General features: G+C 53.0%; 21 protein-coding genes and 1 pseudogene. 14 read left to right on the plus strand and 8 right to left on the minus strand.

Translation table 11 applies throughout. The features are described 5' to 3' along the window. Window positions 1-1,278: pseudogene (locus tag NR177_RS02350) on the plus strand (Ice nucleation protein); the annotation flags it as partial. A 238-nt stretch (window positions 1,279-1,516) separates the two neighbouring features. Here the strand turns inward: NR177_RS02350 and NR177_RS02355 are convergent. Continuing rightward, on the minus strand, window positions 1,517-2,770 hold the full coding sequence (locus tag NR177_RS02355; RefSeq protein ID WP_256852213.1) for an enolase C-terminal domain-like protein: 1,254 nt from the start codon (window positions 2,768-2,770) through the stop codon (window positions 1,517-1,519). 325 nt (window positions 2,771-3,095) lie between these two features. On the opposite strand from NR177_RS02355, the gene NR177_RS02360 reads away from it, so the two are divergent. From NR177_RS02360 to NR177_RS02375, 4 genes are all read left to right on the plus strand, one after another. Next, window positions 3,096-3,863, plus strand: a complete 768-nt coding sequence (locus tag NR177_RS02360) for an SDR family oxidoreductase (protein WP_063878288.1) — start codon at window positions 3,096-3,098, stop codon at window positions 3,861-3,863. A 30-nt stretch (window positions 3,864-3,893) separates the two neighbouring features. Next, on the plus strand, window positions 3,894-4,937 hold the full coding sequence (gene idnD / locus NR177_RS02365) for an L-idonate 5-dehydrogenase (RefSeq protein WP_145393558.1): 1,044 nt from the start codon (window positions 3,894-3,896) through the stop codon (window positions 4,935-4,937). A gap of 142 nt (window positions 4,938-5,079) precedes the next feature. Continuing rightward, window positions 5,080-6,477: an MFS transporter gene (locus tag NR177_RS02370; RefSeq protein WP_109716607.1), complete on the plus strand. Its 1,398-nt coding sequence runs from the start codon at window positions 5,080-5,082 to the stop codon at window positions 6,475-6,477. 86 nt (window positions 6,478-6,563) lie between these two features. Beyond that, window positions 6,564-7,274, plus strand: a complete 711-nt coding sequence (locus NR177_RS02375; RefSeq protein WP_063878291.1) for a FadR/GntR family transcriptional regulator — start codon at window positions 6,564-6,566, stop codon at window positions 7,272-7,274. A gap of 238 nt (window positions 7,275-7,512) precedes the next feature. Here the strand turns inward: NR177_RS02375 and NR177_RS02380 are convergent, their stop codons facing one another. After that, window positions 7,513-8,181: a YecA family protein gene (locus NR177_RS02380; protein WP_096011364.1), complete on the minus strand. Its 669-nt coding sequence runs from the start codon at window positions 8,179-8,181 to the stop codon at window positions 7,513-7,515. Window positions 8,182-8,648: 467 nt separating this feature from the next. Here NR177_RS02380 and NR177_RS02385 point away from each other — a divergent pair, with 467 nt between their 5' ends. From NR177_RS02385 to NR177_RS02395, 3 genes are all read left to right on the plus strand, one after another. Beyond that, entirely contained in the window at window positions 8,649-9,791 is a 1,143-nt protein-coding gene (locus tag NR177_RS02385; RefSeq protein WP_372340328.1) for a serine hydrolase domain-containing protein, read from the plus strand. A gap of 131 nt (window positions 9,792-9,922) precedes the next feature. Continuing rightward, window positions 9,923-10,462, plus strand: coding sequence for an RcnB family protein (locus tag NR177_RS02390; RefSeq protein WP_256852215.1), 540 nt, complete (start codon window positions 9,923-9,925; stop codon window positions 10,460-10,462). 148 nt (window positions 10,463-10,610) lie between these two features. After that, a complete protein-coding gene (locus tag NR177_RS02395; RefSeq protein ID WP_256852216.1) occupies window positions 10,611-11,318 on the plus strand; it encodes a GNAT family N-acetyltransferase in 708 nt (235 codons plus the stop codon). A 21-nt stretch (window positions 11,319-11,339) separates the two neighbouring features. On the opposite strand, the gene NR177_RS02400 is transcribed toward NR177_RS02395, so the two are convergent. The 3 genes from NR177_RS02400 to NR177_RS02410 form a co-directional block, all read right to left on the minus strand. Continuing rightward, window positions 11,340-12,017: a hypothetical protein gene (locus NR177_RS02400; RefSeq protein ID WP_256852217.1), complete on the minus strand. Its 678-nt coding sequence runs from the start codon at window positions 12,015-12,017 to the stop codon at window positions 11,340-11,342. A gap of 251 nt (window positions 12,018-12,268) precedes the next feature. Further along, on the minus strand, window positions 12,269-14,560 hold the full coding sequence (gene opgB, locus NR177_RS02405; RefSeq protein ID WP_256852218.1) for a phosphatidylglycerol--membrane-oligosaccharide glycerophosphotransferase: 2,292 nt from the start codon (window positions 14,558-14,560) through the stop codon (window positions 12,269-12,271). Window positions 14,561-14,764: 204 nt separating this feature from the next. After that, window positions 14,765-15,778: a glycosyltransferase family 32 protein gene (locus NR177_RS02410; protein ID WP_109716601.1), complete on the minus strand. Its 1,014-nt coding sequence runs from the start codon at window positions 15,776-15,778 to the stop codon at window positions 14,765-14,767. A gap of 503 nt (window positions 15,779-16,281) precedes the next feature. On the opposite strand from NR177_RS02410, the gene NR177_RS02415 reads away from it, so the two are divergent. After that, complete coding sequence (locus tag NR177_RS02415; protein WP_096011368.1) at window positions 16,282-17,232, plus strand: hypothetical protein; 951 nt, start codon at window positions 16,282-16,284, stop codon at window positions 17,230-17,232. On the opposite strand, the gene NR177_RS02420 is transcribed toward NR177_RS02415, so the two are convergent. Further along, on the minus strand, window positions 17,229-17,783 hold the full coding sequence (locus NR177_RS02420; RefSeq protein ID WP_096011369.1) for a histidine phosphatase family protein: 555 nt from the start codon (window positions 17,781-17,783) through the stop codon (window positions 17,229-17,231). The genes NR177_RS02415 and NR177_RS02420 overlap by 4 nt on opposite strands. A 585-nt stretch (window positions 17,784-18,368) precedes the next feature. On the opposite strand from NR177_RS02420, the gene NR177_RS02425 reads away from it, so the two are divergent. The 4 genes from NR177_RS02425 to NR177_RS02440 all read left to right on the plus strand — a co-directional run bounded on the left by NR177_RS02425 (window position 18,369) and on the right by NR177_RS02440 (window position 23,270). Continuing rightward, window positions 18,369-19,763 (plus strand): MFS transporter, encoded by a 1,395-nt coding sequence (locus NR177_RS02425; RefSeq protein WP_256852219.1) that lies wholly within the window; start codon window positions 18,369-18,371, stop codon window positions 19,761-19,763. A gap of 46 nt (window positions 19,764-19,809) precedes the next feature. Beyond that, on the plus strand, window positions 19,810-20,835 hold the full coding sequence (locus NR177_RS02430; protein WP_063878300.1) for a LacI family DNA-binding transcriptional regulator: 1,026 nt from the start codon (window positions 19,810-19,812) through the stop codon (window positions 20,833-20,835). Between the two features lie 8 nt (window positions 20,836-20,843). Beyond that, window positions 20,844-21,830 carry a nucleoside hydrolase gene (locus tag NR177_RS02435; protein WP_145393565.1) on the plus strand — a complete coding sequence of 329 codons (987 nt, stop codon included), beginning with the start codon at window positions 20,844-20,846 and terminating at the stop codon, window positions 21,828-21,830. 219 nt (window positions 21,831-22,049) lie between these two features. Further along, a complete protein-coding gene (locus NR177_RS02440) occupies window positions 22,050-23,270 on the plus strand; it encodes an MFS transporter (RefSeq protein ID WP_063878302.1) in 1,221 nt (406 codons plus the stop codon). Here the strand turns inward: NR177_RS02440 and NR177_RS02445 are convergent. Both NR177_RS02445 and NR177_RS02450 read right to left on the minus strand, forming a co-directional pair. Next, window positions 23,267-23,731 carry a YbaK/EbsC family protein gene (locus NR177_RS02445; protein WP_063878303.1) on the minus strand — a complete coding sequence of 155 codons (465 nt, stop codon included), beginning with the start codon at window positions 23,729-23,731 and terminating at the stop codon, window positions 23,267-23,269. The two genes, NR177_RS02440 and NR177_RS02445, sit on opposite strands and share 4 nt — an antisense overlap. A 213-nt stretch (window positions 23,732-23,944) precedes the next feature. Further along, window positions 23,945-25,042 carry a diguanylate cyclase gene (locus NR177_RS02450; RefSeq protein ID WP_256852220.1) on the minus strand — a complete coding sequence of 366 codons (1,098 nt, stop codon included), beginning with the start codon at window positions 25,040-25,042 and terminating at the stop codon, window positions 23,945-23,947. Window positions 25,043-25,297: 255 nt separating this feature from the next. Between NR177_RS02450 and NR177_RS02455 the strand changes: the two genes are divergently transcribed. Continuing rightward, window positions 25,298-25,534 carry a DUF1435 family protein gene (locus NR177_RS02455; RefSeq protein WP_063878305.1) on the plus strand — a complete coding sequence of 79 codons (237 nt, stop codon included), beginning with the start codon at window positions 25,298-25,300 and terminating at the stop codon, window positions 25,532-25,534. Window positions 25,535-25,679 lie beyond the last annotated feature (145 nt).

Here is a 25,679-nt window from a genome sequence, read left to right on the forward strand (position 1 = left end):
GCGGGCTACGGCAGCACCCAGACCGCGGGCTATCACAGCATTCTGACAGCCGGTTACGGCAGTACCCAGACGGCGCAGGAGCGCAGCGATCTGACGGCAGGCTACGGCAGCACCTCGACGGCGGGTGCAGACAGTTCGCTGATTGCGGGCTACGGCAGCACCCAGACCGCGGGCTACAACAGCATTCTGACGGCGGGCTACGGCAGTACCCAGACGGCGCAGGAGAATAGCGATCTCACGACCGGCTACGGCAGTACCTCGACGGCAGGCTATGAGAGTTCGCTGATTGCTGGTTATGGCAGCACCCAGACAGCCAGTTTTAAAAGTACGCTGATGGCCGGTTACGGGAGTTCGCAGACTGCCCGGGAAGAGAGTTCGTTGACTGCCGGATATGGTAGTACCTCGATGGCCGGTTATGACAGCTCATTGATTGCCGGTTACGGCAGCACCCAGACTGCCGGTTATCAAAGCACGCTGACAGCCGGTTATGGCAGCACGCAAACGGCAGAACACAGCAGCACGCTGACGGCAGGTTACGGCAGTACCTCAACGGCGGGCGCAGACAGCTCCCTGATTGCAGGCTACGGCAGTACGCTGACCAGCGGTATTCGTAGCTTCCTGACGGCGGGCTATGGCAGTACGTTAATCAGCGGGCTTCGCAGCGTACTTACCGCCGGTTACGGAAGCAGCCTGATTTCCGGCAGACGCAGTAGCTTAACGGCGGGATATGGCAGTAACCAGATCGCCAGCCATCGAAGCTCGTTGATTGCTGGCCCGGAAAGTACACAGATCACGGGCAACCGCAGCATGCTGATTGCCGGAAAAGGCAGCTCACAAACGGCGGGTTATCGCAGCACATTAATCTCCGGGGCAGACAGTGTGCAAATGGCTGGAGAGCGCGGCAAGCTGATCGCGGGTGCAGACAGCACCCAAACCGCCGGGGATCGCAGCAAGCTTCTGGCAGGCAACAACAGTTATCTCACCGCAGGCGATCGCAGCAAACTGACCGCAGGCAATGAATGCATACTCATGGCGGGAGATCGAAGCAAGTTGACGGCGGGCATCAACAGCATTCTTACTGCGGGATGCCGCAGCAAACTGATAGGGAGCAATGGCTCTACGCTGACGGCCGGGGAGAATTCTACCCTGATTTTTCGCTGCTGGGATGGAAAGCGTTACACCAGTGTGGTTGCCAAAACCGGAAAGGGGGGAATAGAAGCGGATATGCCTTACCAGATGGATGAAGACAATAATATCGTGAATAAACCCGAAGAATAATCGTCTTAGCCTGGAGGGATTATTGTGTTGCCTGGGGGAAAAGCATGTCAGCGTATTTTACCCAACACGTAGAATAACCTGAAAAAACAGAGCATCGTTATTCGGCCTGTTATTTATCTTTTTCTGAACACGATAAACCTTCATTGGCCGGCCTGTTTCGGTGGTGCCTGACCCGGCCATTAACAGGAGTGATAAGCAAAAGGCTCAATGCTGAGCCTCTGCAAAAACACATGATTATTTAGGGACGCCAGACGGTGCCGTCCGGGGTGCGGGCCATCGTCCAGCCAGGATTGCCGCCCTCACAGGGGAATTTCGCCGCCAGCGCCTCGTTAATATCTATACCCAAACCAGGCTTATCATTAACGTAAGCATAGCCCTGCTCAACCTCAGGGCAGCCCGGAAATACCTCACGCAGCGCATCATTCATTGGCGTGTATTCCTGAATGCCGAAGTTGGGTGAGCTCAGATCCAGATGCATATTGGCGCAAACCCCAACCGGTGAAATATCGCCGGGGCTGTGCCAGGCGGTGCGAACCCCATTTAATTCACTGTAAATGGCAATTTTTTTCGCCGGTGTGATACCGCCAATCGAGCTAATGTGGCAGCGGATGTAATCAATCAGTTTATTGTCGATCAACGGCTTCCACTCATTCACATTGACGAACAGCTCGCCCATTGAAATCGGCGTGGAAGTTTGCTGGCGCAACATTTTCAGCCACTCGGTATTCTCGGGTGCCACCGGATCTTCAAGGAAGAAAAGCTGATAAGGCTCCAGCGCTTTGGCCATATGAATCGCGTTAATTGGGGTAATACGTTCATGGGCATCATGGAGTAGCTCCACGGTGAAACCCAGCTTATTGCGCAGATGATCAAACAGGCGTGGAATGCTTTTCGCGTAGGCTTCTGGATCAAAATAGATCCCCGGCGCTTTGTTACGTGGCGAGCGTTTGGGTTGAATATTTTTCGCTTTCACCATGCGGTTGGCAATCAGCCTCAGGTCGTCGGTACCCGCACCGCCATACATGCCCATCTGGCAGCGAATATACTGATAACCTTCCTCCATTTTGGCGCGTGCGCTGTCCTCCACTTCGGCTTCATCTGCGCCATCAGTGTGCACATAGAGCGCGATACCGTCGCGACATTTCCCGCCCAGCAGCTCATAAACCGGCAGGCCGGCCTGCTTACCTTTGATATCCCATAGCGCCATATCAATGCCGGAAAGGGCGTTATTCATTACCGGGCCGTTACGCCAGTAGCCACTCACGGCGGCGGACTGCCAGATATCTTCGATCCTGGCGGGATCTTTACCAATCAGAAACGGGGCAAGGTACTCGTCAATGGCACTTTGCACGGCATAGATGCGTTGCGTGAAGGTGGCGCAGCCCAAACCATATAACCCTGGCTCATTGGTTTCGATTTTAACCACCACCAGATCGATTCCGCCCGGCGCAGTCAAAATTGTTTTCACGTTGGTGATAAACAGATTACTCACAATAGCTCCTTAATTTTCAGAACATTAGCCGCCACCGTACTCATCGCTGCTGCTCACGGCTCAAAGGTATGTTGTCATACAACATGTTCTTTTTATCACAAAGCTTGCCGATTTCATTTTTGTCCTGCCGTTTTTGTGACAGCGATCGACTGAATCACCTTTCTGTAAATAATTTATGTTTATATTAATATTATACAATCAGTTAGCTGAGTTTTTTGTTAATGCTTTGTGATGCGCGCCTCATAAACACGCATTGTGTATTGATTTAATCTGCTCGTAAATTCACCTTAATAAGATAGTTGTCATACATATTTAAAGGTGAAACATGACTGCAATGTTCGACCTGACCGGTAAAACGGCCTTAATAACCGGTTCCTCCCGGGGGCTGGGTTTTGCCTACGCGGAAGCGCTGGCCGCTGCCGGCGCGCAGGTTATTTTGAACGGTACGCGTGAAGCCGTTCTGACTGACGCCGTGGCACAGCTCGCCAATAAAGGCTTTGGCGTAACCGGAATGGTATTCGATGTCACGAGTGAAAGTGCCATAGAAGAGGCGTTCTCCAGTCTGGACGAGCAGGGGATCGCGGTCGATATCTTAATTAATAACGCCGGGATTCAGTACCGCAAACCCATGCTGGAGCTGGAACTAGAAAACTGGCAAAAGGTGATTGATACCAATCTGACCAGCGCCTTTCTGGTGTCTCGCGCGGCGGCAAAACGCATGATCGCCCGTAACCGTGGCGGAAAAATCATTAATGTCGGCTCGCTGACCAGCCAGGCGGCTCGACCAACCGTCGCACCTTATACCGCCGCCAAGGGCGGCATTAAGATGCTGACCTGCTCAATGGCGGCCGAATGGGCGCAGTTTAATATCCAGACCAATGCGATTGGGCCGGGCTACATCTTGACGGATATGAACAGTGCGCTGGTCAATGATGCCCAGTTCGACAGTTGGGTGAAAAGTAGCAACCCTTCGCAGCGTTGGGGACGACCCGAAGAAGTGGCGGGTACGGCCGTTTTTCTTTCATCGCCTGCCTCAGATTATATCAATGGTCAGATTATTTACGTGGATGGCGGCTGGCTGGCTGTGTTGTAAGCCTCATTGACCCGAGAAGAGGAAAAAGATGTGCATAGCGTAATAACTCATGCCTGTGTGGCAAAGGGCAAAAAAGAGATAGTGGTTGAACAGCGCGAGCTGAAATATTCGGATGATGATGTCGTTGTGAAAGTGGAATGCGGCGGTATCTGCGGCTCTGATATTCACTATTACCACGAAGGGCGCGCTGGATTATCGGTGATCACACAACCGCTGGTGATTGGTCATGAATTTGTGGGGCGCATTTTTCATGCCCCGGCCGCTTCGTCGCTACAGCCGGGGCAAAAAGTCGCGATTAATCCCTCTCAGCCTTGTGGGCGGTGTGAGTATTGTCGGGCAGGTAAGCAGAATGCCTGTGCCACCATGCGGTTTATGGGGAGCGCCCAGTTTACCCCGCACGTGAACGGTGGATTTGCACAGTATGTCGTGGTGCCTGCGCAACAGTGCGTGGCTTACGATGAGCAGGTTCCGTCCAGCGTCATGGCCGTTGCCGAGCCTACGGCGGTAGTGATCCATGCGCTCAATGTGGCAGGCAGCATCGTGGGTAAAAAGGTGCTGGTGATGGGCGCGGGCCCCATAGGCGCATTAGCGATTGCGGCGGCAAGAGCATCCGGCGCGGCAGAGATTGTGGCGTTTGATCTGAGCGAGCGTTGCCGCCGTATTGCGGTGGAAATGGGGGCGGACGCGGCGGTGGATGCAAGCGATCAGGCCGCCGTTGCCCGCTACGGTGAAAACCGGGGATATTTTGACGTCACGCTGGAAGCCAGCGGAGCAGAAGCGGCGATTGAATCCAGTATTCTGGTAACGCGACCAGGCGGCGTTGTGGTTCAAATAGGCATGGGAAAAAGTCCGCTTAATTTTCCTGTGGCACAGATGCTGGTAAAAGAAATAAGTTGGAAAGGCTCCTTCCGCTTTATTGATGAATTTGACGTTGCGGTTAAATGGCTGGAAAAAGGCATTATCGATCCGCGTCCAATTCTCTCCGGTCATTATGACTATCACGATATTGAGGCGGCATTAAATGCGGCCAGTGATAAAACGCAGCATTCAAAAGTATTAGTTCAGTTTTCATAAAAGACACTAAAACAAGTCGTCATGACTGTGGCTAAAAAACAGCAGTAATTATCGCGGGTGAAAATAAGCTCACGCTCGCGTGAGCGGCGCTCGCCTGTCATTTAATGGTCTGTTAACGCATCGTCGACCTCAGGGTGAAAGCATGAGTCATTCAAATACCAACACCACCAAACGTAATACGTCTGATCTTGTCAGGGCCTCCGTGTCAGGATGGCTGGGTACAACGTTAGAGTTTATGGATTTCCAGCTCTATTCTCTTGGTGCGGCATTAGTTTTTCATGAAGTGTTTTTTCCCGAACAATCCGGTGCAATGGCGCTGATTCTGGCAATGGGAACCTACGGTGCCGGTTATATTGCACGAATCGTCGGAGCCGTTTTTTTTGGTAAAATGGGCGACCGCGTTGGCCGTAAAAAAGTCCTGTTTATTACCATCGCCTTAATGGGCGTGAGTACCACCTTAATTGGTGTACTACCGACCTATCAGCAGGTGGGTATTTTAGCGCCCTTACTGCTGGTCGCACTGCGTATTATTCAGGGCTTAGGCGCCGGTGCAGAAATATCGGGTGCCAGCACGATGCTGGCTGAATATGCACCTAAAGGTAAAAAGGGCATTATCGCCTCGCTGGTTGCGATGGGAACCAACTGCGGTACCTTGAGTGCAACGGCAATCTGGGCGGCCATGTTCTTCTTCTTCACCAATGACGACGTGATTGCCTGGGCATGGCGCATTCCTTTCCTGGCCAGTTTCGTGGTGATGGGCTTTGCTATCTGGCTGCGCTTTAACCTGAAAGAAAGCCCGGTGTTTGAAAATGTCGCCCAATCCGCCACCGTTAAGCCCCACGAACAGCCAAGCCAGTCCGTTTTCCCGTTAATGAAGGGCAAAGCCTTCTGGATTGCTACCGGGTTGCGATTTGGTCAGGCGGGTAACTCAGGCATCATCCAGACCTTTCTGGCGGGTTATATGGTCCAGACGCTGTTGTTCAACAAGGCGGTTCCCACTGATGCCATCATGGTGAGTTCGGTCATTGGTTTTCTGTCCATTCCCCTTATCGGCTGGCTGTCAGACCGGATAGGGCGTCGAATTCCCTACCGCATACTGACGCTGGGCTCGATTATTCTGGCTTACCCGATGATTTCGCTGATCGTCGATAAAGCGCAGTCCGTCAGTACCATCATGGTTTGCCTGATCGTGATCCACAACATTGCCGTATTAGGCCAGGCAGCGATTGAAGGGATCACCATGGCGGAGATGTTTGGTTCCAGAAACCGTTTTGCTCAGATGGCTATCTCGAAGGAAATCGGAGGGCTGTTTGCCACCGGATTAGGGCCGCTGCTGGCTGGCATTTTCTGCCAGCTCACGGGCTCATGGTATCCGATTGCGGTCATGTTGATCTGCTATTCCTGTATTGGTCTGGTGGCATCACTGGTTATGCCTGAGGTGGCCGATCGGGATCTTACCGCGGAGGCTGATGCGTCAGGCGGCGTACCTGCGGGTCGTCAGCACATTGCCCCCACGCTCCGGGCAGGAAGCGGCGAGTGATGTCTGGGGCTGGGTGTTAGCGCAGGACTTTGTTGTAACGCATGAGATAGAATGGCGTCATGTAGGACATCATATGAGACAGTGCTGTGAGCATAAAATCCATTCAGAAACAGAACGTCGTTAACGAAGTGTTCGAGCAAATTAAGGCCAGGCTACTGGACGGTAGCTGGTCTGCAGGCACGCGTTTGCCTTCTGAAGCGGAGCTTACGCACTCTTTTAATGTAAGCCGCGTCAGTATCAGGAGTGCGGTCCAACGCCTGCGCGATCTCGGCATTGTGATTACGCGTCAGGGCAGCGGCAGCTATGTGTGTGAAGACTTTTCGCCGCACATGCTCAACAATAACGCCAGACCGTTAATGCATCTGAGCCGGGAAGCGTTTAACGACATGATGGTCTTTCGCCAGACCGTTGAGTTTAAATGTGTTGAGCTGGCCGTGGAACACGCGACGGAAGAGGATATCGGCCTGTTGGAGCACGCGCTCAATAATATGCTCATCAACAAAGGCGATTATAAGAAGTACTCGGAAGCGGATTACGACTTTCATCTGGCGATTATCCGTGCCTCTCATAACAGTGTGTTTTACAACGTGATGAAGTCCATTAAAGATATTTATTACTATTATCTTGAGGAGCTGAATCGCTCACTGGGCATCACGCTTGAAAGCGTTGAGGCACATATCAAAGTGTTTATGGCGATTAAAAACCGTGACGCCTCCTCGGCGGTGCAGGTGCTTAACGAGGCGATGAAACATAACGTGGTCGCGATAGAGATGATTAAAAAAGAGGAAGGTCATTAGGACGCACGTTTTTGTGCGGCTAAGGCTATCTCGCTGTCCGTCGGGTGAGGACAGGAAAACAAGATTCACCGGCTGCTTTGTGCTTTTATCTTGTGCTCTGCCTGTCCGTTTATCACCGGCCACGCCACGGTCATTGCGTGACGCGTTCAGGGATGAAGGCGTGCCGATCAGGATGGCAAGGTGTTATTCAGCACGGATCAGCAGAATAAAAAAGGGAGCCAACAGGCTCCCTCGTCGATCAATGCAGACAGCACTGCTTGTATTTTTTACCGCTGCCACAGGGGCAGGGATCGTTCCTGCCCGGCTGTTTTTCCGCCGTTATCGGCTGCTGTATCTGTGGAATGGCTTCTGGCTGTGAGATCCAGTAATCATGAAGCGCCAGCGCGGCAGGGCAAATCGCATCAATGCTGCTTTCCATTTCTTCTGGCGTGAGTGCATCCACCTTTTCCAGGTTCTCTTCGAGACCATGTAAGGCGATAGCGTCCAGTGACGTCTGAAGCGCCGCGGGAAGCGCAGACCAGTCCGTTAATGCCACGCCACGCATGTAGCCGTAGCACCACTCTTCAACCACGGTAAATTCCAGCCCTTCCATTTCGCGTACGCCAAACAGCGGTTCAAACTGTTCCGGAAACTCAGATAAGCGGTCAGCAATGTCATTCATATGCTGAAAGCTGAGTTCCATAAAGCGCGTCATTTCACGCTCATTACTCCATTTAGGAATATGTTTTTCGCCGCCCCAGAGCGCAATTAACCACCGGCTGGGTTCTACCGTTGTTGGGCCTGAAAGCACGGCGGTAAGCAGGCCGTCCAGTTCTGAGACGTCAAGAATCGACGCTTCACTGCCGTATTTTTCCAGCATATCTTCGAGCCATTGCAGCTCTTTTTCGCTTAACGGGCCTTCTTTCATGGGTATCTCCGGGCGTATCTGGTGCAGCAGAAAATTTACTGCGTGTAAAAACGCGCAGTGTACACGCTTATTGCGCTAATGGCAGCGTCGTCAGATTGCCCTGAGCGGCAACAGACTCGGCAGAGGCATTACCTCACCCGCTATGTTACTCTCCGCGACCTGCAACGCGCTTTGCTGCACGATCGGGGTTATCTGGCGCTAGCCTGCTTCGTTTCTCTGACGGAGGTTTGTATCAGGCGACAACCTGTTGCCTGAAAAGCATCATCATAGGCATAAAGATTCGGCTACGTCGTGCCGATATAAGCACCGCGGTATACGCCGGCATGATGCTGATATGAACGTTCGTCAGTGCCTGATAACAACAATAAGATGGGCGCGAGTGAGTGACCAGAAAAGAGTATAAAACCCGGAGGTTATCCGGCCTGTTGAGCGGATGCAGCCGTCTGTTTAAGCGCAGCACTATGCTGATAATCTGTACGCTGTTGTTAGCCGCCTGCGGAACGCTGTCGCAAACCTCTGCGCCGACAGGCGACAGGCTTTATCTGACGCACAGCGACTTCCATGACAACCTGGACGATCTGGTGCGCCATTATATGCAGCGCAAACAGGTGTCCGGCATCAGCATCGCCATTATCCACCATCACAATCCCACCCTGTTTTACAGCGCTGGCGTCACCGATGACGTACATCGCTATCCGATTACGCCTGATACCTTATTTGCGCTCGGCTCACTGAGTAAAGGCGTGACCGCAGAAGTCATTATCGAACAGGTTAACGAAGGCCAACTGCACTGGAGTGACACACTGGCCGATTTACTGCCCTCTGACGTCAGGTTAAGTCAGGATGCACGCCATATCACGTTGTTACAGTTGGTGACTCATACGTCCGGTCTGCCGCGTCAGGATATGGATTTGCCGATGTTTATACAGTTTATTGGCTATCTGCGTAGCGGTCAGAATTTTTATGGCAACCTGGATAGTGATGCGGTGCTGGAATACCTGGCCGATTTTTCTGCCCCGCGTCAGCGGGTGCCGCAATACTCTAACCTTGGCTATGCGCTGCTGGGCTATATTTTGCGAGAACGGTGCCACAATGATATTGAAACGCTGGCCCACCAACGAATTTTCCGACCACTGGGAATGAATAACACCGGCTTTGTGCCTGAGCGGTTAAGCGGTTTTGCCACGCGCGCGTTAGGTCATGCTGGCGATCAGCCAAAGTTTATCCCGCGCGGTGACCTTACCCCGGACTGGCGTTTCCATCGTAATATGGTCGCGGCTGGCAGCCTTTACAGTAACGCACGGGATCTGAGCGTCTATCTGCGTGCACATCTCAACGCCGTCGCCGATCCTGCGCTCAACCGGGCTTTTGCAGAGGTCAATAAAGGCGTTTATCAGCAGGGCTCGCAGACGCAGAACATTGCCTGGGTAACAGACAGGCTGGCAGGAAGAAATGTGACTTATCAGGTCGGTTATATTGGTGGTTATTCTGCCTTTATTGGCTTTGACAGGCAGGCTGGCAATGCCATCGTGGTCCTGCAAAACGCGTTTAACTGGAGTAACTATCTTGGTATCACATTGCTGCTTAACCTGGCAGAGAAAGACAGGTAAGGTATAGGTTGGGTCCGGAATGAGTCGTGATTCCTTACACTTACCTTTATGAGTGACGGAACCGCAACCCTGTTTAGATTGTCTTCAGAGTAGTCTACTGTTATTAAAATCAATTCAATGTGGAAATTATTATGCGCAGGACTCAAATTGCTTTTATTTCAGCTGGTTTACTGTTCGGCTCGCTGAGCCTGATTCCCGCGGCCCAGGCTGCGGGTGAAACCACCGATAACGTGCCACCGCCACCGCAGGTTCAGCCAGCCGATCCCGCTGCTCAGCCTGGCGATAACAACGCGCAACCTGGTGCGGGCACCGCCCAGCCTGGCACCGCCCAGCCTGGCACCGCACCTGCCCAGCCGCAGACACCGATGAGTTCTGACTCCAATGACGGTATTACCCCAACAACGCCTTCGCAGTCAGCTGGCAATCCGGGTAAGCCGAATTACGATCTCAGCACCATTATCATCGATTATAAAGAGCACAAAATCGGTGATACCGTGCCAGACAAGTATCGGAGCAAGACTTACACCATCACTGAGTGGCAGAAACGCAACTTGCCTGCGCCTCAGCCAGATACGCACTGGGCTTATATCAATGCCAATTACATTCTGATCACCAACGACACCGGTAAGATCGTTATGGGTAAATCTGGCGATATCTTCTTCCGCGGATAATCCTGCGGCGTTATGTCAGCAGGAATCGCTTCAACGGCCTCATTAAGAGGCCGTTTTCTTTTTTCTGTCTGTTTTTTATCTGTGGTGACTTCTCAACCTCTCTGCAACATGGCAACGTATTTTTACTAACCGCACAGAAGGAGGCCAAATGTCGCAGCACGTCAATCAGTATGGTCAACCGGTAGGGCAATCGCTGCCTGACTGGCAGCCACGTCCTTTACCTCAGCGTGAGGTGTTTCAGGGGCAGGTTTGCCGTCTGGAACCTTTTAGTGTCGCTGCGCATGCGAATGCGCTCTGGCAGGCCTGGTCGTTAGCCGAAGATGGCCGTGACTGGACCTACCTTTCTGAGGGACCGTTTAATGATGAAGCCGCCTGGTTAGCCCATGCCAGTACAATGGAGGAGAGCCGGGACCCGTTGCATTTCAGCGTCATTGATGTTGAAACCGGTCAGGCCGTCGGTACGTTGTCGCTGCTGCGTATCGATGCGGCAAATGGGGCGATGGAAGTGGGATATGTCACCTTTTCCCGCTTGCTAAAGCAGACAAGAATGGCGACCGAAGCGCATTTTCTGTTGATGCATTACGCCTTTGAGCAACTTGGCTACCGGCGCTATGAGTGGAAATGTGACAGTTGCAATCTGCCCTCACGCCGGGCCGCGCTTCGTTTAGGGTTTCGCTATGAAGGTGAATTTCGTCAGGCGCGGGTTTATAAAGGTCGCACGCGCAATACCTGTTGGTTTTCTGTCATCGACAGTGAATGGCCACACGTCAAAAACGGCCTGACGCGCTGGCTGGCAGAGGCTAACTTTACTCCCGATGGACAGCAGCGTGAAAAGCTGGAAACCTTACGCGGCTAAGGCCTGAGTCGCGGGAAACGTTCAGACAAGCATATATTTCATGGTCGCCATGAGCAGCGTGGTGGTCATGACCATCATCAGGCGCTTGACCCAGCACATATCGTTTTTTAGATTGCCTACGTCCGTTTTGAGTTCAGCGACGTCCGTTTTGAGCTCAGCCACGTCTGTCTTAAGTTCAGCGACGTCCGTCTTGAGCTCAGCCACGTCTGTCTTGAGCTCAGCCACGTCTGTCTTGAGCTCAGCCACGTCTGTCTTAAGTTCAGCGACGTCTGTCTTGAGTTCAGCCACGTCCTTTTTGAGCTCAGCCACGTCTGTCTTGAGTATAGCAACGTCTGTCTTGAGCTCAGCAACATCCGTCTTGAGTTCAGCCACGTCCTTCTTAAGTTCAGCGACGTCGGTTTTGAGCTCAACAATATCCGTCCTGAATACATCGTTATCCGTCTGAAGGACTTCTACACCTTTCGCAACATCGCCTGTTTCGGTTCTGAGGTCGGACTCCGCTTTCTTCAACTGCGTGCTTAACATCATAATATGCTGATTTTGAAACTGAAAAGCCCGCATGACATCGGCTCGCGACAGGGCATTGTCCTGCTGTAGTTCAGAAAAAATAGCCACCATCGCTTCTGCCTGGCGATCGTTGATGCCTGCTCGTTGTAAACGTTTAAATGCTTTGTGTGTATTCATCATTGCGAGTGTCATTCATGCGTTTTCCCGTTTCATCACACCATGAGCACATCATGTCAGGAGAAGCGGTGTAGTCACAGAAGGGAAAGACTATATTGCGTATTAAATCTTAATATATCAATTAGTTAAACGAGTAGTTTGCATCATTTTGCGGGGCGGTACGCAAAAAATGCGTCATCAGTCTGCCTCTCTTACACAGCCTGTTTAATCGGCTGTGTAAGAGGCTGGCGCTCACTGCTGTGGTTAACGGCTGAGGTGGAGAAGCATCAGGGAACGGGCACAACCTTTAACTCGACCAGACCGATGCCAAGTTTGCGCGGGTCCTGACCGGGGATGTTGTTAAGATTGCTGAGCTGCGGTTCCGGCGGAACAAGGGTTAACCGAGAGCTGCCGTGGGCATTATCAAAACGCAGCGTCTGGGTTGACGTCTGCTCACCCAGCGTTAACCGTTGCTGCGTATCACCCACGCGAACGGTTGTTGGTCGGTGCGCATTCGGACCATAGGCGCGAGCGGTTATCACCAGATCGAATTTAGCGGGCAAGGGGTTAACGAACTCAATCGTCACCGCCGGGGCGAGGTTGGCATTTGACCAGCGTCCCCAGGACTCTGGACGGGAAATGCCGCTGAACTGCTTCACGCTTTCCGGTGCGCCGGGAAGCGCGAACAGAAAGCTGTCGGCGTGATAACGAATCGCATTGTCTTCGAGGCGAAGCTGCGCCACTGCATGCTGATAACTGGCATCGTTCAGGCCATCTGCCGGGAACTGCACCTTGCCTTTCCACTGGGGTTTATCGATGCGCGTGACGGAAGGATGCCCCGCGAGCTGGCCCATCGCCAGGCACCAGTCGCCGGACAGGGCAAGCGCCGGTTGCCAGATACGCGCAATTTTAAAACAGCGATCGACCCAGACAAATTTTTCTGCCGCCGCAAAGTCGGCTAACTGGTAGCGTAAAGGCGCTGAATATTCGCCTTCCGGCAGTGGCTCCACATGCTTATCCGTGACGCGCAACAGGATGGGTAACGTAAAGCTGGTGCCGGAAAAGCTGAACATATTGTTGGTCTGGTCAAGGGTAACGCTGTCGATCTTTTTGGGGAAATTCCACAGCTGAATGATATTGGCTTTCCAGCTCAGCACTTTGGTTTTCATATCCTCAAACTGGCTTGATAGCGACACCGCTGACAGGCTGCTGCGTCCCAAACCTATCGCATTATCGCCGCCCAGGATATCCAGCAGCGTCGCGCCGTTATCCAGCGTACTGCGCTTCATATCAATCACCTCTGCCTGTGGCTGGTCCCCGCGAATCACCATAAACAGATCGTGACGGGGATGCGTGATCAGGAACGGATGCGCCGTGTTATTCATGGCCAGATGGTCCGACGCCACCACAATCACGGTGTTTTTAAACCAGGGCGACGCTTTAATGCGGGCGATTAATCGGGCGATATGTTCCTGCGAGCAGGACACCGCACTGAACGACTGGTTTGGCTTGCCCGCATAGCTGTAACTTTTGCGCTGGCAACTCCGGGAAATAAATCCATCGGGATGATGGGTATCCACCGTGAGCGTAAACAGGGCAAAACGTGTCTGCTGACGTGAAAGTGCCTCATAGGTTTCAAACACCTCATCCAGCACGGTATCGTCGTAATAACCCCAGTTATTTCGATAAGCCGGATCGCTGACCTTGTCTTTGAGCTCCTGCGATCCATACATATGTGCGGGGTCAAAACCGTGAGAGCGCAAAAAGACATCTTTACCCGCAAAGCGCAGGTCCGCGCCCTGGATAAACCAGTTTTCATAACCGGAGTTTTTTAAAATATCCCCCAGGCAAACGTTTTGTGGATAGAAGCTGGAAAGGGAGGCGGAAGCGTTGCCGTCGAAAGGGGCAAAAAGAGGAATTCCACACATTGATGCCACCATGCCCGCAATCGTGTAATCGGTACCGGGAAGTTGCTCAGTCTGGCTGAAATCGATGCTTTGCTCTTTCTCCCGGCTCAGTTCGGGGGCCAGCCCGGGAAAGGCAATCTGGTCGAAGTAGGTCCGCTCCAGGCTTTCAGCGTAAATATAAACGACGTTTAGCGCAGGCTGTTCAATGCGTTTTTTGGGCACCTTATAAAGGGTGCCAAAGTCAGAGTTTTCGCGCAGTGAGTGCGAGGTAATGAGTGAGCTGACCTGCTGAAAAGCCGGGGTTGTTTGTATCGCGCCGGCGGCACAGGCGAAAGCCAGCAGGCTCCAGCCAAAATGAAAGGGCCGCTCGCGGCGGCGCAGCAGCCATGATAAGGCGCAAAACAACAAAAACAGGACGGTGATAAGACCAAGAGCAGGCACGACGTATTTACTCAGGCCGGCACCGGTCAGGCTGTTGGTTAAGGTATAAACCACGGCGTCGGTAATGCCATCGCCGGTAAAATAATTGCTGGCAAACAGCGTGGCATTGAGCACCACAAACAGCATCAGTAAGAATAATGTGAGGTAAAACCAGATTCTGTTTCGGCCTGCTTTACAGGAATAAACAGCAATCGCGGTCAGAAAAAGTATAACTGACACGAATTCGGACAACGTCAAATCCTCTTATGAAATGAACATGTCTCTTCTCAAAGGGGACATTTTCATGGATTTTTGGCTCAATCTATAGTGGCTGTCATCTGGCTGCAACCTCTCTGCGCGGATTTGGTAGCGGATTCACATTGCAGGCAAGCAGGCTGTGCCGAAGAGCTGACGAGCCTGGCGATTTCGGATGAAACTGGCCAGGCTCTGGACGGATCAGGCGCGTTGTTCCAGTGGGGCAGAGAGCCTGGCCGGTGAGGACAGGCTGCTGTGCAGGGCTTCCCCGACCAGGCTGGCCCGATTGTAAAACCGGAGCCGCAGGTTGAAATCGAGGTGTGCGCGATCGCTGTCGCTCAGCCTGATGACCGGCGGCGGCGTAAGCGGGCGCTGCTGGAATAAGACGCAACGCACACATGCCGTGCTGTTGCCAGCGTGCACGCTTTGGTAATACCCGGCGCTGGCTTCCGCTTTACGTAGCAGCGTATTCACACGGCGATGCTCATCCATTGCTAACTGATGGGCCAGCGCCAGCAGTTCTTCACCCGGCTGACGTAAATTTTGTCGTAAAGCAGGGAAGTCACTGCGCTTCATCAGCTCCAGCAGGTAGTTTTGTCTTCCGACATATTTTACCGGCGCCAGCTGTTTCAACCATTCCCGGATAAAGGGATTTTGGGCGGGAGCCGCGATAAAACCGGTTTCAATCACCGGCCTGAGCGGATTATCGGTGCACTGCTGGCGATAATAACCGACCACATCCATCGGGCGGTCACTTTGCGCCTGATGGACCCAGGTGAGATCGTCAAACAGCAGAGTATTACAATCGATGCTGATGCCGCCGTAGCGTAACAACAGCTCCAGCCGGATGATGTCGCTTTTCAGGTCCTGCGTGAGATCGGAAGAAACGAACTGCAGATCCGGCAGCCATTGTCCCAGACTCTGAGGCGTGAGCAGATGGATTTCATGATCCGGATTATCGCGGCGAATGTTACTGACGTTAAGCGCCACGGAGGCAGGCACACGGTCGCCGGGCCAGTACATCCACACTTGTTTGGCAATGGCAGGCAGCGCCTTTGGCACGGACATCAGCACCACGTCCTGTTCCAGTGCCGGATCGTATTCGGGCGCACTCACGGCCCGATGTTGTCTCATCGTCCATAGCATGCGACTGGTGAAAGCAAGTTTTTCCCATTGACGCCAGAGGTGATGCAAGGAACGGCGGTGTGAATTCATGTTTCACCTGTTATTTTGATTATTGTGTTTTCGCCAGTCGGCAAATAAAGGGTTAGCTGCTAACCCGTATATAAACTGAGATCAACACAGACATCACACTGTGCTGCACCGTTTTTATTGTCTTTTCCTGGTGGTGTTAAGGTGGCGGGCCGCGAGGGGTGACTCGCACGGGCGTGAGCGGCCGCGACCTCTTTATTTAATAGAACATAATTCAACAATCCGCTATTCCTGATAAGAACTTTAGGATAAAACGGAAATAAGCGTCAGCCTGACATAAAAATAAATATTTATTCACGCTAATGTTTTATTCCGCTATGGCAAAATCGACGGAGAACATCGTCCTTAATTTTTTTGTCATAAAACGGATAAACAGTGGATGGATAAGAAACAGAATGCTGAATCGAGATGAAAACAACCCTTCAGCACAGTTAATCAATTTGCCGATGCGCGCAGCCTGACAGTCATTGTCTACGCTTTAGCTATACAGATAAAAAGGAGATGACATGCCGTTTGAATCTCGAGGATTACTGGCGATTGACAGGCAAACCAGACGTGCGCTGTTTCTTGATCCCGATACCTTTGCGGTGAGTCAGGCCGTGGAGGTTATTCCCACGCGCCTGCACGAGCTGCTGATGCTGGCTCCCTGGGAGAAAGCTTTTCTTCCCCTGTACGGCGACGATATGGGCGGAGAATTGCCGCATCCGGGCCATAAAGTGGCGGTGATTGATTTACGGCAGCGAGCGATCAACGCGTATATCGACCTGTCGCCGTCAAAAGCGCCGCACAGTGGTCAGTTGGGGCGCGACGGCAAAGTGTACCTTTGTTGTGAAAATCCTACGGCGGTGGTGGTCATCGATCCGCAAACGCATCGTGTTGAAAAGACCATTCCTGTTCCGCTTGATAATACTCACCGCCTGACGCTTTCGCCCAGCGGGCGCAAACTGTTTACCGACAATGAGCAGGACGCCACCATAACTGTGGTGGACTTATGTGAGGCGGAAGGGCGGGTAATTGATACCATCCTGATGCCCGGCCCGGTTTCGGGTCTTACTGCATCCCCCAAACATCCTTATCTCATCGCCAGCGCAGCCGATGTGCCGCTGCTTTACGTGGTCGATCGTCAAAGCCATCGCATCCGCCAGCGGCTGGCGCTTCCCGGCCATCAGCAGCCCTGCCAGAAGGTGCGCTTTAGCCCGGATGGTGACTATTTGATGGCAATCGGGCATCAGGAGCCGATCGTGACGCTTTTTGATGAGTTGCTGAATCCTGTGGGGCAGGTAGCCCTGACTCGTCAGCCGCTGGATGGCTGTTTCAGCCCGGATAAGAAACGGTTACTGATTACCCATGCTGATAACCAGACACTGAGTGTCATTGACCTGGCGCAGAAGACGGTCATAGCGACCACTGATGTGGGTGCGGGCTATGAAACGCTGAGTTACTTTCAAATCGGCTAGATAAAAGGGCGATGGTAAATGGCCGAGCTCCAGTGTCGGCTGCTGGCGTGTTTCTCTGCCTGCCAGCCGCGTTTGCGCAGTTCGCGGGCAATCATTTTGTTCATAATGCCGTGGCCCAGCAGCAGAACGGTGCCTTGCTGCGACAGGACGATCAATCTGTCTGCGGCACGTGAGGCGCGGGCGCGCGCATGCTGTAGCGACTCGGTTTCACCCGCATAGCCACAAAACCACATGGCGCGCAGGATGGCCTGCCAGACAAAGGTCGGCAACTGGAGGCGGTCCGCCCGCAGTAAAGGAATGCCGACTTCACTGAACAGCGCATCAACGTGATGAGGGCGCAGCCCCAGGCGCTCCAGCGAAGAGTGGGCGCGAGGTAAAGGACTGCAGACGACAACCGCCGCTTTGCTGGCGATGTTGATGCTGCGATCCGGCGGCCCGTCGCTGACCAGCGAAAGATCATAGGCTTCGCACCAGTCCGCCAGCCCCTGTGCGCTTAAGCGCCGGGCAAAAGGGTGGTCAGGTTTACCGTGCCGCATCAGGATAATGGTCATAATGGTTTAACGGCTTTCTCCAGTTTACGCGCCAGTCAGGTATAGCTGAGGTTGGATTCTGTGGCAATCGTTGTGCCTGTTGTCATCTGCCAGTCATACCGATGTGCGACAACAGCAGGCGATGAAAGATTCTGACAGCCAGTTTGGCTTAATGTTAAAAGAAAAGTGAACCTGGTATCTGTTTATGCTGTTTTTCTGTGCGTCAGGTCGTGATTAACCGCCTGATTTTGCGTTGAAAACGGCATATTAGCGAAACTTGATACTAAAGAAAATCTAACAAATTTTCCGAATGGCTATTGATTTATCTACGCGCGTAGATACACTAGCTTCCAGTGATTGCTCTCGGTGCTCGATGCACGGTAGGCCGATCGAGGAACAAGTTACATTCGCCAGATTTATACGACCGCTGAAATATACAGCGGCGAAGCTCGCGATACTGCGGATTCCAACACCAGGGAATCTTTAACTTTCCTTTCATCATGGTTAGCCAACTGAATGTCGCCACCGGAGCGTTCTGCTTGTAGTCAGGGAACCGTCTCTCGGAATGGCATTTATCGAACTGCATATTTTCAAGGGACAGCGTTTATGACGGCACAGCATTCCGTTACGCAGCAGGCATCACAGCCTTCTACCTCCGCCGCAGATGAGCGGTTTAACACCTCAGCCGGCCGCAAAGACTTCTGGCGCGCGACGGTTTCTTGCTGGTTAGGAACGGCAATGGAGTATGCGGATTTCGCACTCTATGGCCTGGCCGCTGGCATTATCTTTGGTGACGTTTTCTTTCCTGAACAAACGCCGACTATGGCGCTGCTGGCCAGTTTTGCGACCTGGTCAGTTGGCTTTATTGCCCGCCCCATTGGTGCCTTATTTTTTGGCTGGCTCGGCGATCGTAAAGGCCGCAAAGTCGTCATGGTGACCACCATTATTCTGATGGGGGCGTCCACAACCTTGATCGGCTTGATTCCCAGCTATGCTTCCATTGGTATCTGTGCGCCTGCCTGTCTGGTTTTGCTACGCTTCAGTCAGGGGTTTGGCGCAGGCGCAGAACTCTCCGGCGGTACTGTTATGCTGGGGGAATATGCCCCGGTTAAGCGTCGTGGTCTGGTGTCTTCGGTGATTGCACTCGGCTCTAACAGCGGTACGCTGCTGGCTTCGCTGGTGTGGTTGCTGGTGGTGCAGATGGACAAACAAAGCCTGCTGGAGTGGGGATGGCGTATTCCGTTCCTGAGCAGCGCCGTAATCGCCCTGGTGGCGCTGTGGATTCGCCGTAACCTGCGTGAAACTCCCGTGTTCGAGCGCAAGAAAGCGCAATGGGCTGTTGAGCGCGCTGAGGTTATCGCCGCACAGCAGCCTGGCGTGGATACACGGCCCTTCTTTCAGCGAACCCGCGCGTTCTGGACTATGGTCGGCTTGCGTATTGGCGAAAACGGCCCCTCTTATTTGGCGCAGGGTTTTATCGTCGGGTATGTCGCTAAGGTCTTGATGGTCGATAAATCCGTGCCCACGACGGCGGTGTTTATTGCCTCACTGCTCGGCTTCCTGATTATTCCGCTGGCCGGCTGGCTGTCAGATCGCTTTGGTCGCCGGATCGTTTATCGGGTATTTTGCCTGCTACTGATGATCTATGCCTGGCCTGCCTTTACGCTGCTGGACACCCGAGAGCCGGCGATTGTCATCCCGGTTATCGTGGTGGGCATGGCGCTGGCTTCACTGGGCATCTTTGGCGTACAGGCGGCCTGGGGCGTAGAGCTGTTCGGGGTGAATCACCGTTATACCAAGATGGCCGTCGCGAAAGAGCTGGGCTCAATTATTTCTGGCGGCACCGCACCCCTGGTGGCGGCAGCGATGCTTTCGTACACCGGGCACTGGTGGTCTATCGCGATCTATTTCTCAGTGATGGCTTCTATTGGTTTCCTGACCACCTTTGTGGCACCGGAAACGCGCGGGCGCGATCTGAATCTGCCAGAGGACGCCATCTGAAAAAAATGATGTTACACAGCAGGCGGCAATAGATGAGGAGGGCGAAGTGGCGAAACAGATAAAAACCACTGTGACGCGCAGCGACGTTGCAAAAGCCGCCGGGACATCGGTCGCGGTAGTGAGCTACGTCATTAATAACGGGCCGCGCCCTGTGGCAGACGCAACCCGACAGCGCGTGCTGGCCGCGATTGAACAGACCGGCTATCGCCCCAATGCCGCCGCCCGTGCCCTGGCGTCAGGCAACACCAAAACCTTTGGTCTGGTGGTGCCGAACATCAGTAACCCCTTTGTCGCGTCCATGGCGCATATGTTGCTGCAGGAGTCGCTGAATCACGGTCACGTGATGTTGCTTGGCGATGCAGGCGACGATCGCAAGCGGGAACTGGAGCTGATTCAGGGGCTGCTGAACCGCCAGGTTGACGGCCTGTTTTATAACAGCGTCGATCGCCATCCTTTCATCGACATCATCAAAGCCAGCGGGACACCGCTGGTAATGCTCGATCGGGTTGAAGCCCAGCCGGGCGTCAGCATGCTGCGGGTTGATGAGCGACAAGCGGCTTTTCAGGTGTGCTCACATTTACTGAGCCATGGTTATCAGCAGGTCGGCATGATTAGCGGACCGCTGGATATGCTTAATGCTCAGGATCGTATTCAGGGCTGGCGTGACGCGATGCAGGCACACGATCTGCCGGTTGATGAGTCACGGATTTTCCCTGCGACTTATACCCGTGAGGGCGGTTATCAGGCCGCGCTACGCATGATCCATCACCAACAGGTTCCCCGCGCGCTGTTTGCCAGCAATGAAGGCCAGGCTATTGGCTGTATCCGTGCCTTTAGTCAGCATGGCATTCGCGTGCCGGAGGACGTAGCGCTGGTCTGTTTTAACGGCACAGGACAGTCTGCCTACCATGTCCCAGCCTTAACGACGGTGCGCCAGCCGGTAAAAGATATGGCCCGCTGCGCTATCCATATGTTGAAAGAGTGGAATGGCGAGGCGCGCATCGAAGCGTTTCCGCACCATCTTGAAATTGGTGAATCTTGTGGCTGTCGGCCATCAGGCCAGAGTTTATAAACCAAATAATGAAAAGACTGATTATTGATTGTGATCCGGGGAATGGGATTGCCGGGGCGAATACGGATGACGGCCTGGCACTTTCTCTGGCATTAGCCTCACCAGGGCTGTCGTTAGAATTAATCACCACCGTTGCAGGGAATACACCGAGCGAAGTGGGTGCTCGCGTCGCCAAAGATTTGGTCGCGCGATTGGGATCGGCGATTCCTGTGGTGCAGGGTGCCCGTCAGGCATTGCATGAAGATCCTGCTCCCTGGCGTGAGGTGCTGGACAAACGGGTTGAACAGCTTGGCCTGATGTCATTATGGCAGGACGTACCTCAGCCTGCGGCGCTACAGGCGGATGCAATGGATGCCGCGCAGGCGATGGGGCAACTCATCTGTGATAACCCCGGCGAGTTTACCCTGATTGCGATTGGTCCCCTGACCAATGTGGCGTTGGCCATGCAGCGTTTTCCCGCCATGGCGGAATCCGTGGCAGAGATCGTGATTATGGGCGGTGTTTTTGCCCTGGAAGATTACATCAAAGACACTAATTTTGGCATCGATCCCGACGCTGCACATCAGGTATTGCACAGTGGTGCAGCCATTACTCTGGTGCCGATGGATGTCACCACGCAAACCCTGCTGACGCAGGACGATCTGACACGCATCACCCGTCGGGATCATCCGCTGCCGCGCTTTGTGCATGACACGTTGCAGCCCTGGATCGCGTATTCGATGCAGACTCGCCACCTGGCCGGATGCTGGATTCATGATGCGCTGGTTGTCGCCTGGCTGCTTAACCAGCGCGTGGCATGGGGAACGGATTACCGCGTCGACATTGAGCTTCGTCCGGGCGCCACGCGCGGTAAAACCTGGCGCTACCGTCAGCCCCTGCGGCTGGACGTCGGGATTCCACCTGACAGCGGCGCGCGGGTGCACGTTCTGCACAGTGTTGACAATGCGCTCCTGCTGTCAATCATTGAGCACGCCTTTAACCAACTCCCCGGCTAACCCACAGGCGATACGTCGCCTGTCCTCTTTCTGTTCCTGTTCCTGTTCTCTCCCTCGTCAGACATGCTTTCTTACAGCCTGATCCACTGCCTGACAATTGCGCGGTACGCTCTCCTCATAAACATGATGTATACATTTGATTAACAATCACATCACTCTCCGACAGCGACCAGGAACGTTATGGACGATGCGCCAGAGTGTCTCAGAGAGGAGACTTCTATGCTTGACTGGACATCGACCCAGCGCAATGTGGCTTTCGCCTGTTTTGCCAGCTGGACGCTGGACGCTTTCGATTTTTTTATTCTGGTGTTTGTACTGAGTAATCTGGCTCAGTACTTCCATAATTCCGTCACCGATGTGTCTGTCGCCATTATGCTGACGCTGGCGGTACGCCCGATTGGCGCGCTGCTGTTTGGGCGGATGGCGGAGAAATATGGTCGCAAGCCCATTTTGATGCTGAATATTGTCTTTTTCTCCCTGTTCGAACTGCTGTCCGCCTGGTCACCCACCTTCGGCGCGTTTCTGGCGTTTCGCATTTTCTATGGTATTGCCATGGGGGGAATTTGGGGCGTGGCGTCATCGCTGGCGATGGAAACCATTCCCGACCGTTCTCGCGGCCTGATGTCGGGCCTTTTCCAGGCGGGTTATCCCTGTGGTTATCTGCTGGCGTCTGTCGTCTTTGGCTTATTCTTTAATGCGGTGGGCTGGCGCGGCATGTTTCTCATCGGTGCCATTCCCATTCTGCTGTTGCCTTTTATCTATTTCAAAGTGCCTGAATCGCCCGTCTGGCTGGCGGCGCGTGAGCGCAAAGAGAGCAGTGCGTTGATGCCGATACTGCGTCAGCACTGGAAAATATGCATCTACATGGTGCTGTTGATGGCCTGTTTTAACTTCTTCAGCCACGGCACGCAGGACCTTTATCCGACCTTCCTGAAAGTACAGCACCAGTTTGATGCCCACACCGTGAGTATCATCGCGATCAGCTATAACATCGCAGCCATGCTGGGCGGCATCTTCTTTGGCACGCTGTCAGAACGCATTGGTCGCAAAAAAGCCATTATTATTGCGGCGTTGCTGACGCTGCCGGTGCTGCCGCTGTGGGCGTTTTCCACTGGCTCCTGGACCATCGGGCTTGGCGCGTTTTTGATGCAGTTTATGGTACAGGGCGCATGGGGCGTAATACCGACTTACCTGAACGAACTGGTGCCGGGGAATGCAAGAGCGGTATTGCCCGGCTTTGTATATCAGTTGGGCAATCTTATTGCATCAGTCAACGCCACGCTGCAGTCGCGTATTGCTGAAGCCCACGGCGGCAATTATGGGCTTGGCATGGCGATTGTGGCGGGAACCGTGGCGGTGCTGATTTGCGTGTTTGTCGCCTTTGGTCGCGAAACGCGTGGAATAAAAATTTCCGGCGTTACGGCAAAGCAGCCGCATTAATGCGTTTCACAGACGTCCACCCATTTTGCCGCAGTGAGTTCAGCCATCAACTGCGGCGAAATGCGTACGGCACTGTGAACCGCGCCTGCTGCGGGCAAGACTTCATCAAAGCTTTTTAACGAGATATCACAATAAACGGTCACCGGGTTTTCCAGGCCAAAGGGACAAACCCCGCCGACGGGATGCCCGGTCCAGTTAATCACTTCGTCCACACTTAACATCCGCGCTTTGGCACCCAGAACCGCTTTTAGTTTGCGGTTATCTAACCGCGCATCGCCGCGGGTTACCACCAGAATCACCTCATTCTTCACCTTAAGTGACAGGGTTTTGGCAATTTGTCCCGGTGTCACACCGTGAACGCGAGCCGCCATTTCTACCGTTGCCGTACTGTAGGGCATCTCAATGATGTCGATTTCCGGCGCACGCTCGGCAAAAAACTGGCGTACAGACTCCAGGCTCATTTTTATCTCCATGCTAATTGAAGGCGTAAAAATTGCCACAAGCCTGCAAAGGTGTAAACGAGATAGCGAAATAATAGGTAACAGAATGCATAGCGGCGATGAAAGTCAGGAGACCGCGGGGGAAAAACAGGGTGAGGGGAAAAGGCGGGTGCGTTTTTTTTCAGCGTATTATCGGGAGTGGACGCCGGATAACATCGCTATCCGGCGCGCCTTTTATATGACTTCAGTTGCCGTGGTGCTGGTGATGCCGGGAAGATCTTCCCAGGCCAGAATGGTATTTCGTCCCTGATTTTTCGCCACGTATAATGCACGGTCCGCATTCGCTACCGCCTGGTCAAATTCATTATCGTAAATGGGCGCAATACCGGCACTAATGGTGACGTGGGTAGAAACACGTTCATTAAACAAATGCGGTATTTCCAGGTTCACCACATATTGGCGGATGCGTTCAGCCAGCTTCATGGCGATGGAGGCGTTAACATTGGTCATTAATACTAAAAACTCCTCACCGCCGTAGCGTGTTACCACATCGCGTGAGCGTACGGCATCACGAATGGCAACGGAAACCCGAGCCAGCGCCTGGTCACCCATGGCATGACCATAATTATCGTTGTAAGCCTTAAAATGGTCGATATCCAGCAGCAAGACATAATGACTGCCGGCATGATTATCCAGAATGTTATCAAGGCGATTCTTTAGCCCGCGCCGGTTATATAAGCCGGTTAAAGGATCGAGCATACTGAGATCGCTAAACGACTCTTTTTCTTCATACAGTTGATACATTAAGCGCAGCGTAAAATCTTCAGAGCGGCGGCGCATCAGATGCTGCAGTGAAAAGCCAATCAACGGCAGGGCAATAGTCAATAAAATCAATGGCAAATGCTGTCCGTGGTCCAGCAACAGCACGGTTAGCATTGACGGCGTAATGTGCAGGCAGAACGCCACCAAATAATCACTGAGTGCAATGGCGCTGATAAAGAAAACGCACAGCAAACTGACAATCAAAAAAAATCCATCATTAAATAAAACAGAATGATAGCGATCCTGAATATGCCATGCCCACAACCCCCCTAAGATGAGCGCAACGGGATTTAGCAGGGGTAATTTTAGTTTAGTTTTTATTAAACAGGTGCTCAGCATCGTCATGCTAAAGAACGCCACTATCATCACCGGTAACGTGGCCTGTGATTCACTGTTTTCCGCCAAAGGGAGCAGACAAAATAGCGAAACGGATGCGTTTAAAAACAAAAAGAGCATCAGCGACAGGCGGTATTTGCTGTGTTTCAATTCATCATAAGATTCTATTTTCATTATTCATACTCGTGACAGCCCTGAAATAACAAAGCAAAAACCGGCGCATGATTTCGGCCGGTCGACAGACGTTATATTGATGTTATAAAGAATGTAGTCGGTCGCAATTTAGCATTTTCTTGTTTAACTGTCATCTTCCTGCCTGCCTGTAAAAAAACAAGCTGAAAGTTGAGAATGATTATCATATGCTAATGGGAATGGTTATCATATCAACCACTGGCAGAACGGTTCACTGACGGGCAAGGGGGGAAGGCGATGGGCGGTTTAAAACTGGATAGTGCATGGGGAAGCATGCTGGCATGTGCAGCAATACCGGCAATAACATTCTGGCAGCCCAGCTTTGAGCAGTGGCGGGGCGTGATGCTGCTCGCATTGCTGCTGACATTGTTCATGCTGTTTAATCAGCGCATGCGGCACTATGTCTTGCTGCCTTCCTGTCTGGCGCTGGCTGGTGGACTCGCGGCGATAGGCGTAAAATTTACTGGTCTGTAGTTGGGATTTTAAAACGATGATGCAGGGGGGGAGAAACAAGGTGGAAACAGCAGTGGAGAGGACAACGTTGGTGCGAAGAGAGGGACTTGAACCCTCACGTCCGTTAAGACACTAACACCTGAAGCTAGCGCGTCTACCAATTCCG

The sequence above is a fragment of the Pantoea sp. Fr+CA_20 genome (assembly GCF_024520835.1).
In the GTDB taxonomy this organism is placed as follows: Bacteria; Pseudomonadota; Gammaproteobacteria; order Enterobacterales; family Enterobacteriaceae; genus Pantoea; species Pantoea allii.

Excerpts from the sequence above, each read along its gene's own strand:
- NR177_RS02360 (WP_063878288.1), top strand. The coding sequence starts at position 3,096 with ATGACTGCAATGTTCGACCTGACCGGTAAAACGGCCTTAATAACCGGT.
- NR177_RS02370 (WP_109716607.1), top strand. The coding sequence starts at position 5,080 with ATGAGTCATTCAAATACCAACACCACCAAACGTAATACGTCTGATCTT.
- NR177_RS02380 (WP_096011364.1), bottom strand. The coding sequence starts at position 8,181 with ATGAAAGAAGGCCCGTTAAGCGAAAAAGAGCTGCAATGGCTCGAAGAT.
- NR177_RS02390 (WP_256852215.1), top strand. The coding sequence starts at position 9,923 with ATGCGCAGGACTCAAATTGCTTTTATTTCAGCTGGTTTACTGTTCGGC.
- NR177_RS02395 (WP_256852216.1), top strand. The coding sequence starts at position 10,611 with ATGTCGCAGCACGTCAATCAGTATGGTCAACCGGTAGGGCAATCGCTG.
- NR177_RS02400 (WP_256852217.1), bottom strand. The coding sequence starts at position 12,017 with ATGACACTCGCAATGATGAATACACACAAAGCATTTAAACGTTTACAA.
- NR177_RS02410 (WP_109716601.1), bottom strand. The coding sequence starts at position 15,778 with ATGAATTCACACCGCCGTTCCTTGCATCACCTCTGGCGTCAATGGGAA.
- NR177_RS02415 (WP_096011368.1), top strand. The coding sequence starts at position 16,282 with ATGCCGTTTGAATCTCGAGGATTACTGGCGATTGACAGGCAAACCAGA.
- NR177_RS02420 (WP_096011369.1), bottom strand. The coding sequence starts at position 17,783 with ATGACCATTATCCTGATGCGGCACGGTAAACCTGACCACCCTTTTGCC.
- NR177_RS02425 (WP_256852219.1), top strand. The coding sequence starts at position 18,369 with ATGACGGCACAGCATTCCGTTACGCAGCAGGCATCACAGCCTTCTACC.
- NR177_RS02435 (WP_145393565.1), top strand. The coding sequence starts at position 20,844 with ATGAAAAGACTGATTATTGATTGTGATCCGGGGAATGGGATTGCCGGG.
- NR177_RS02440 (WP_063878302.1), top strand. The coding sequence starts at position 22,050 with ATGCTTGACTGGACATCGACCCAGCGCAATGTGGCTTTCGCCTGTTTT.
- NR177_RS02445 (WP_063878303.1), bottom strand. The coding sequence starts at position 23,731 with ATGAGCCTGGAGTCTGTACGCCAGTTTTTTGCCGAGCGTGCGCCGGAA.
- NR177_RS02450 (WP_256852220.1), bottom strand. The coding sequence starts at position 25,042 with ATGAAAATAGAATCTTATGATGAATTGAAACACAGCAAATACCGCCTG.
- NR177_RS02455 (WP_063878305.1), top strand. The coding sequence starts at position 25,298 with ATGGGCGGTTTAAAACTGGATAGTGCATGGGGAAGCATGCTGGCATGT.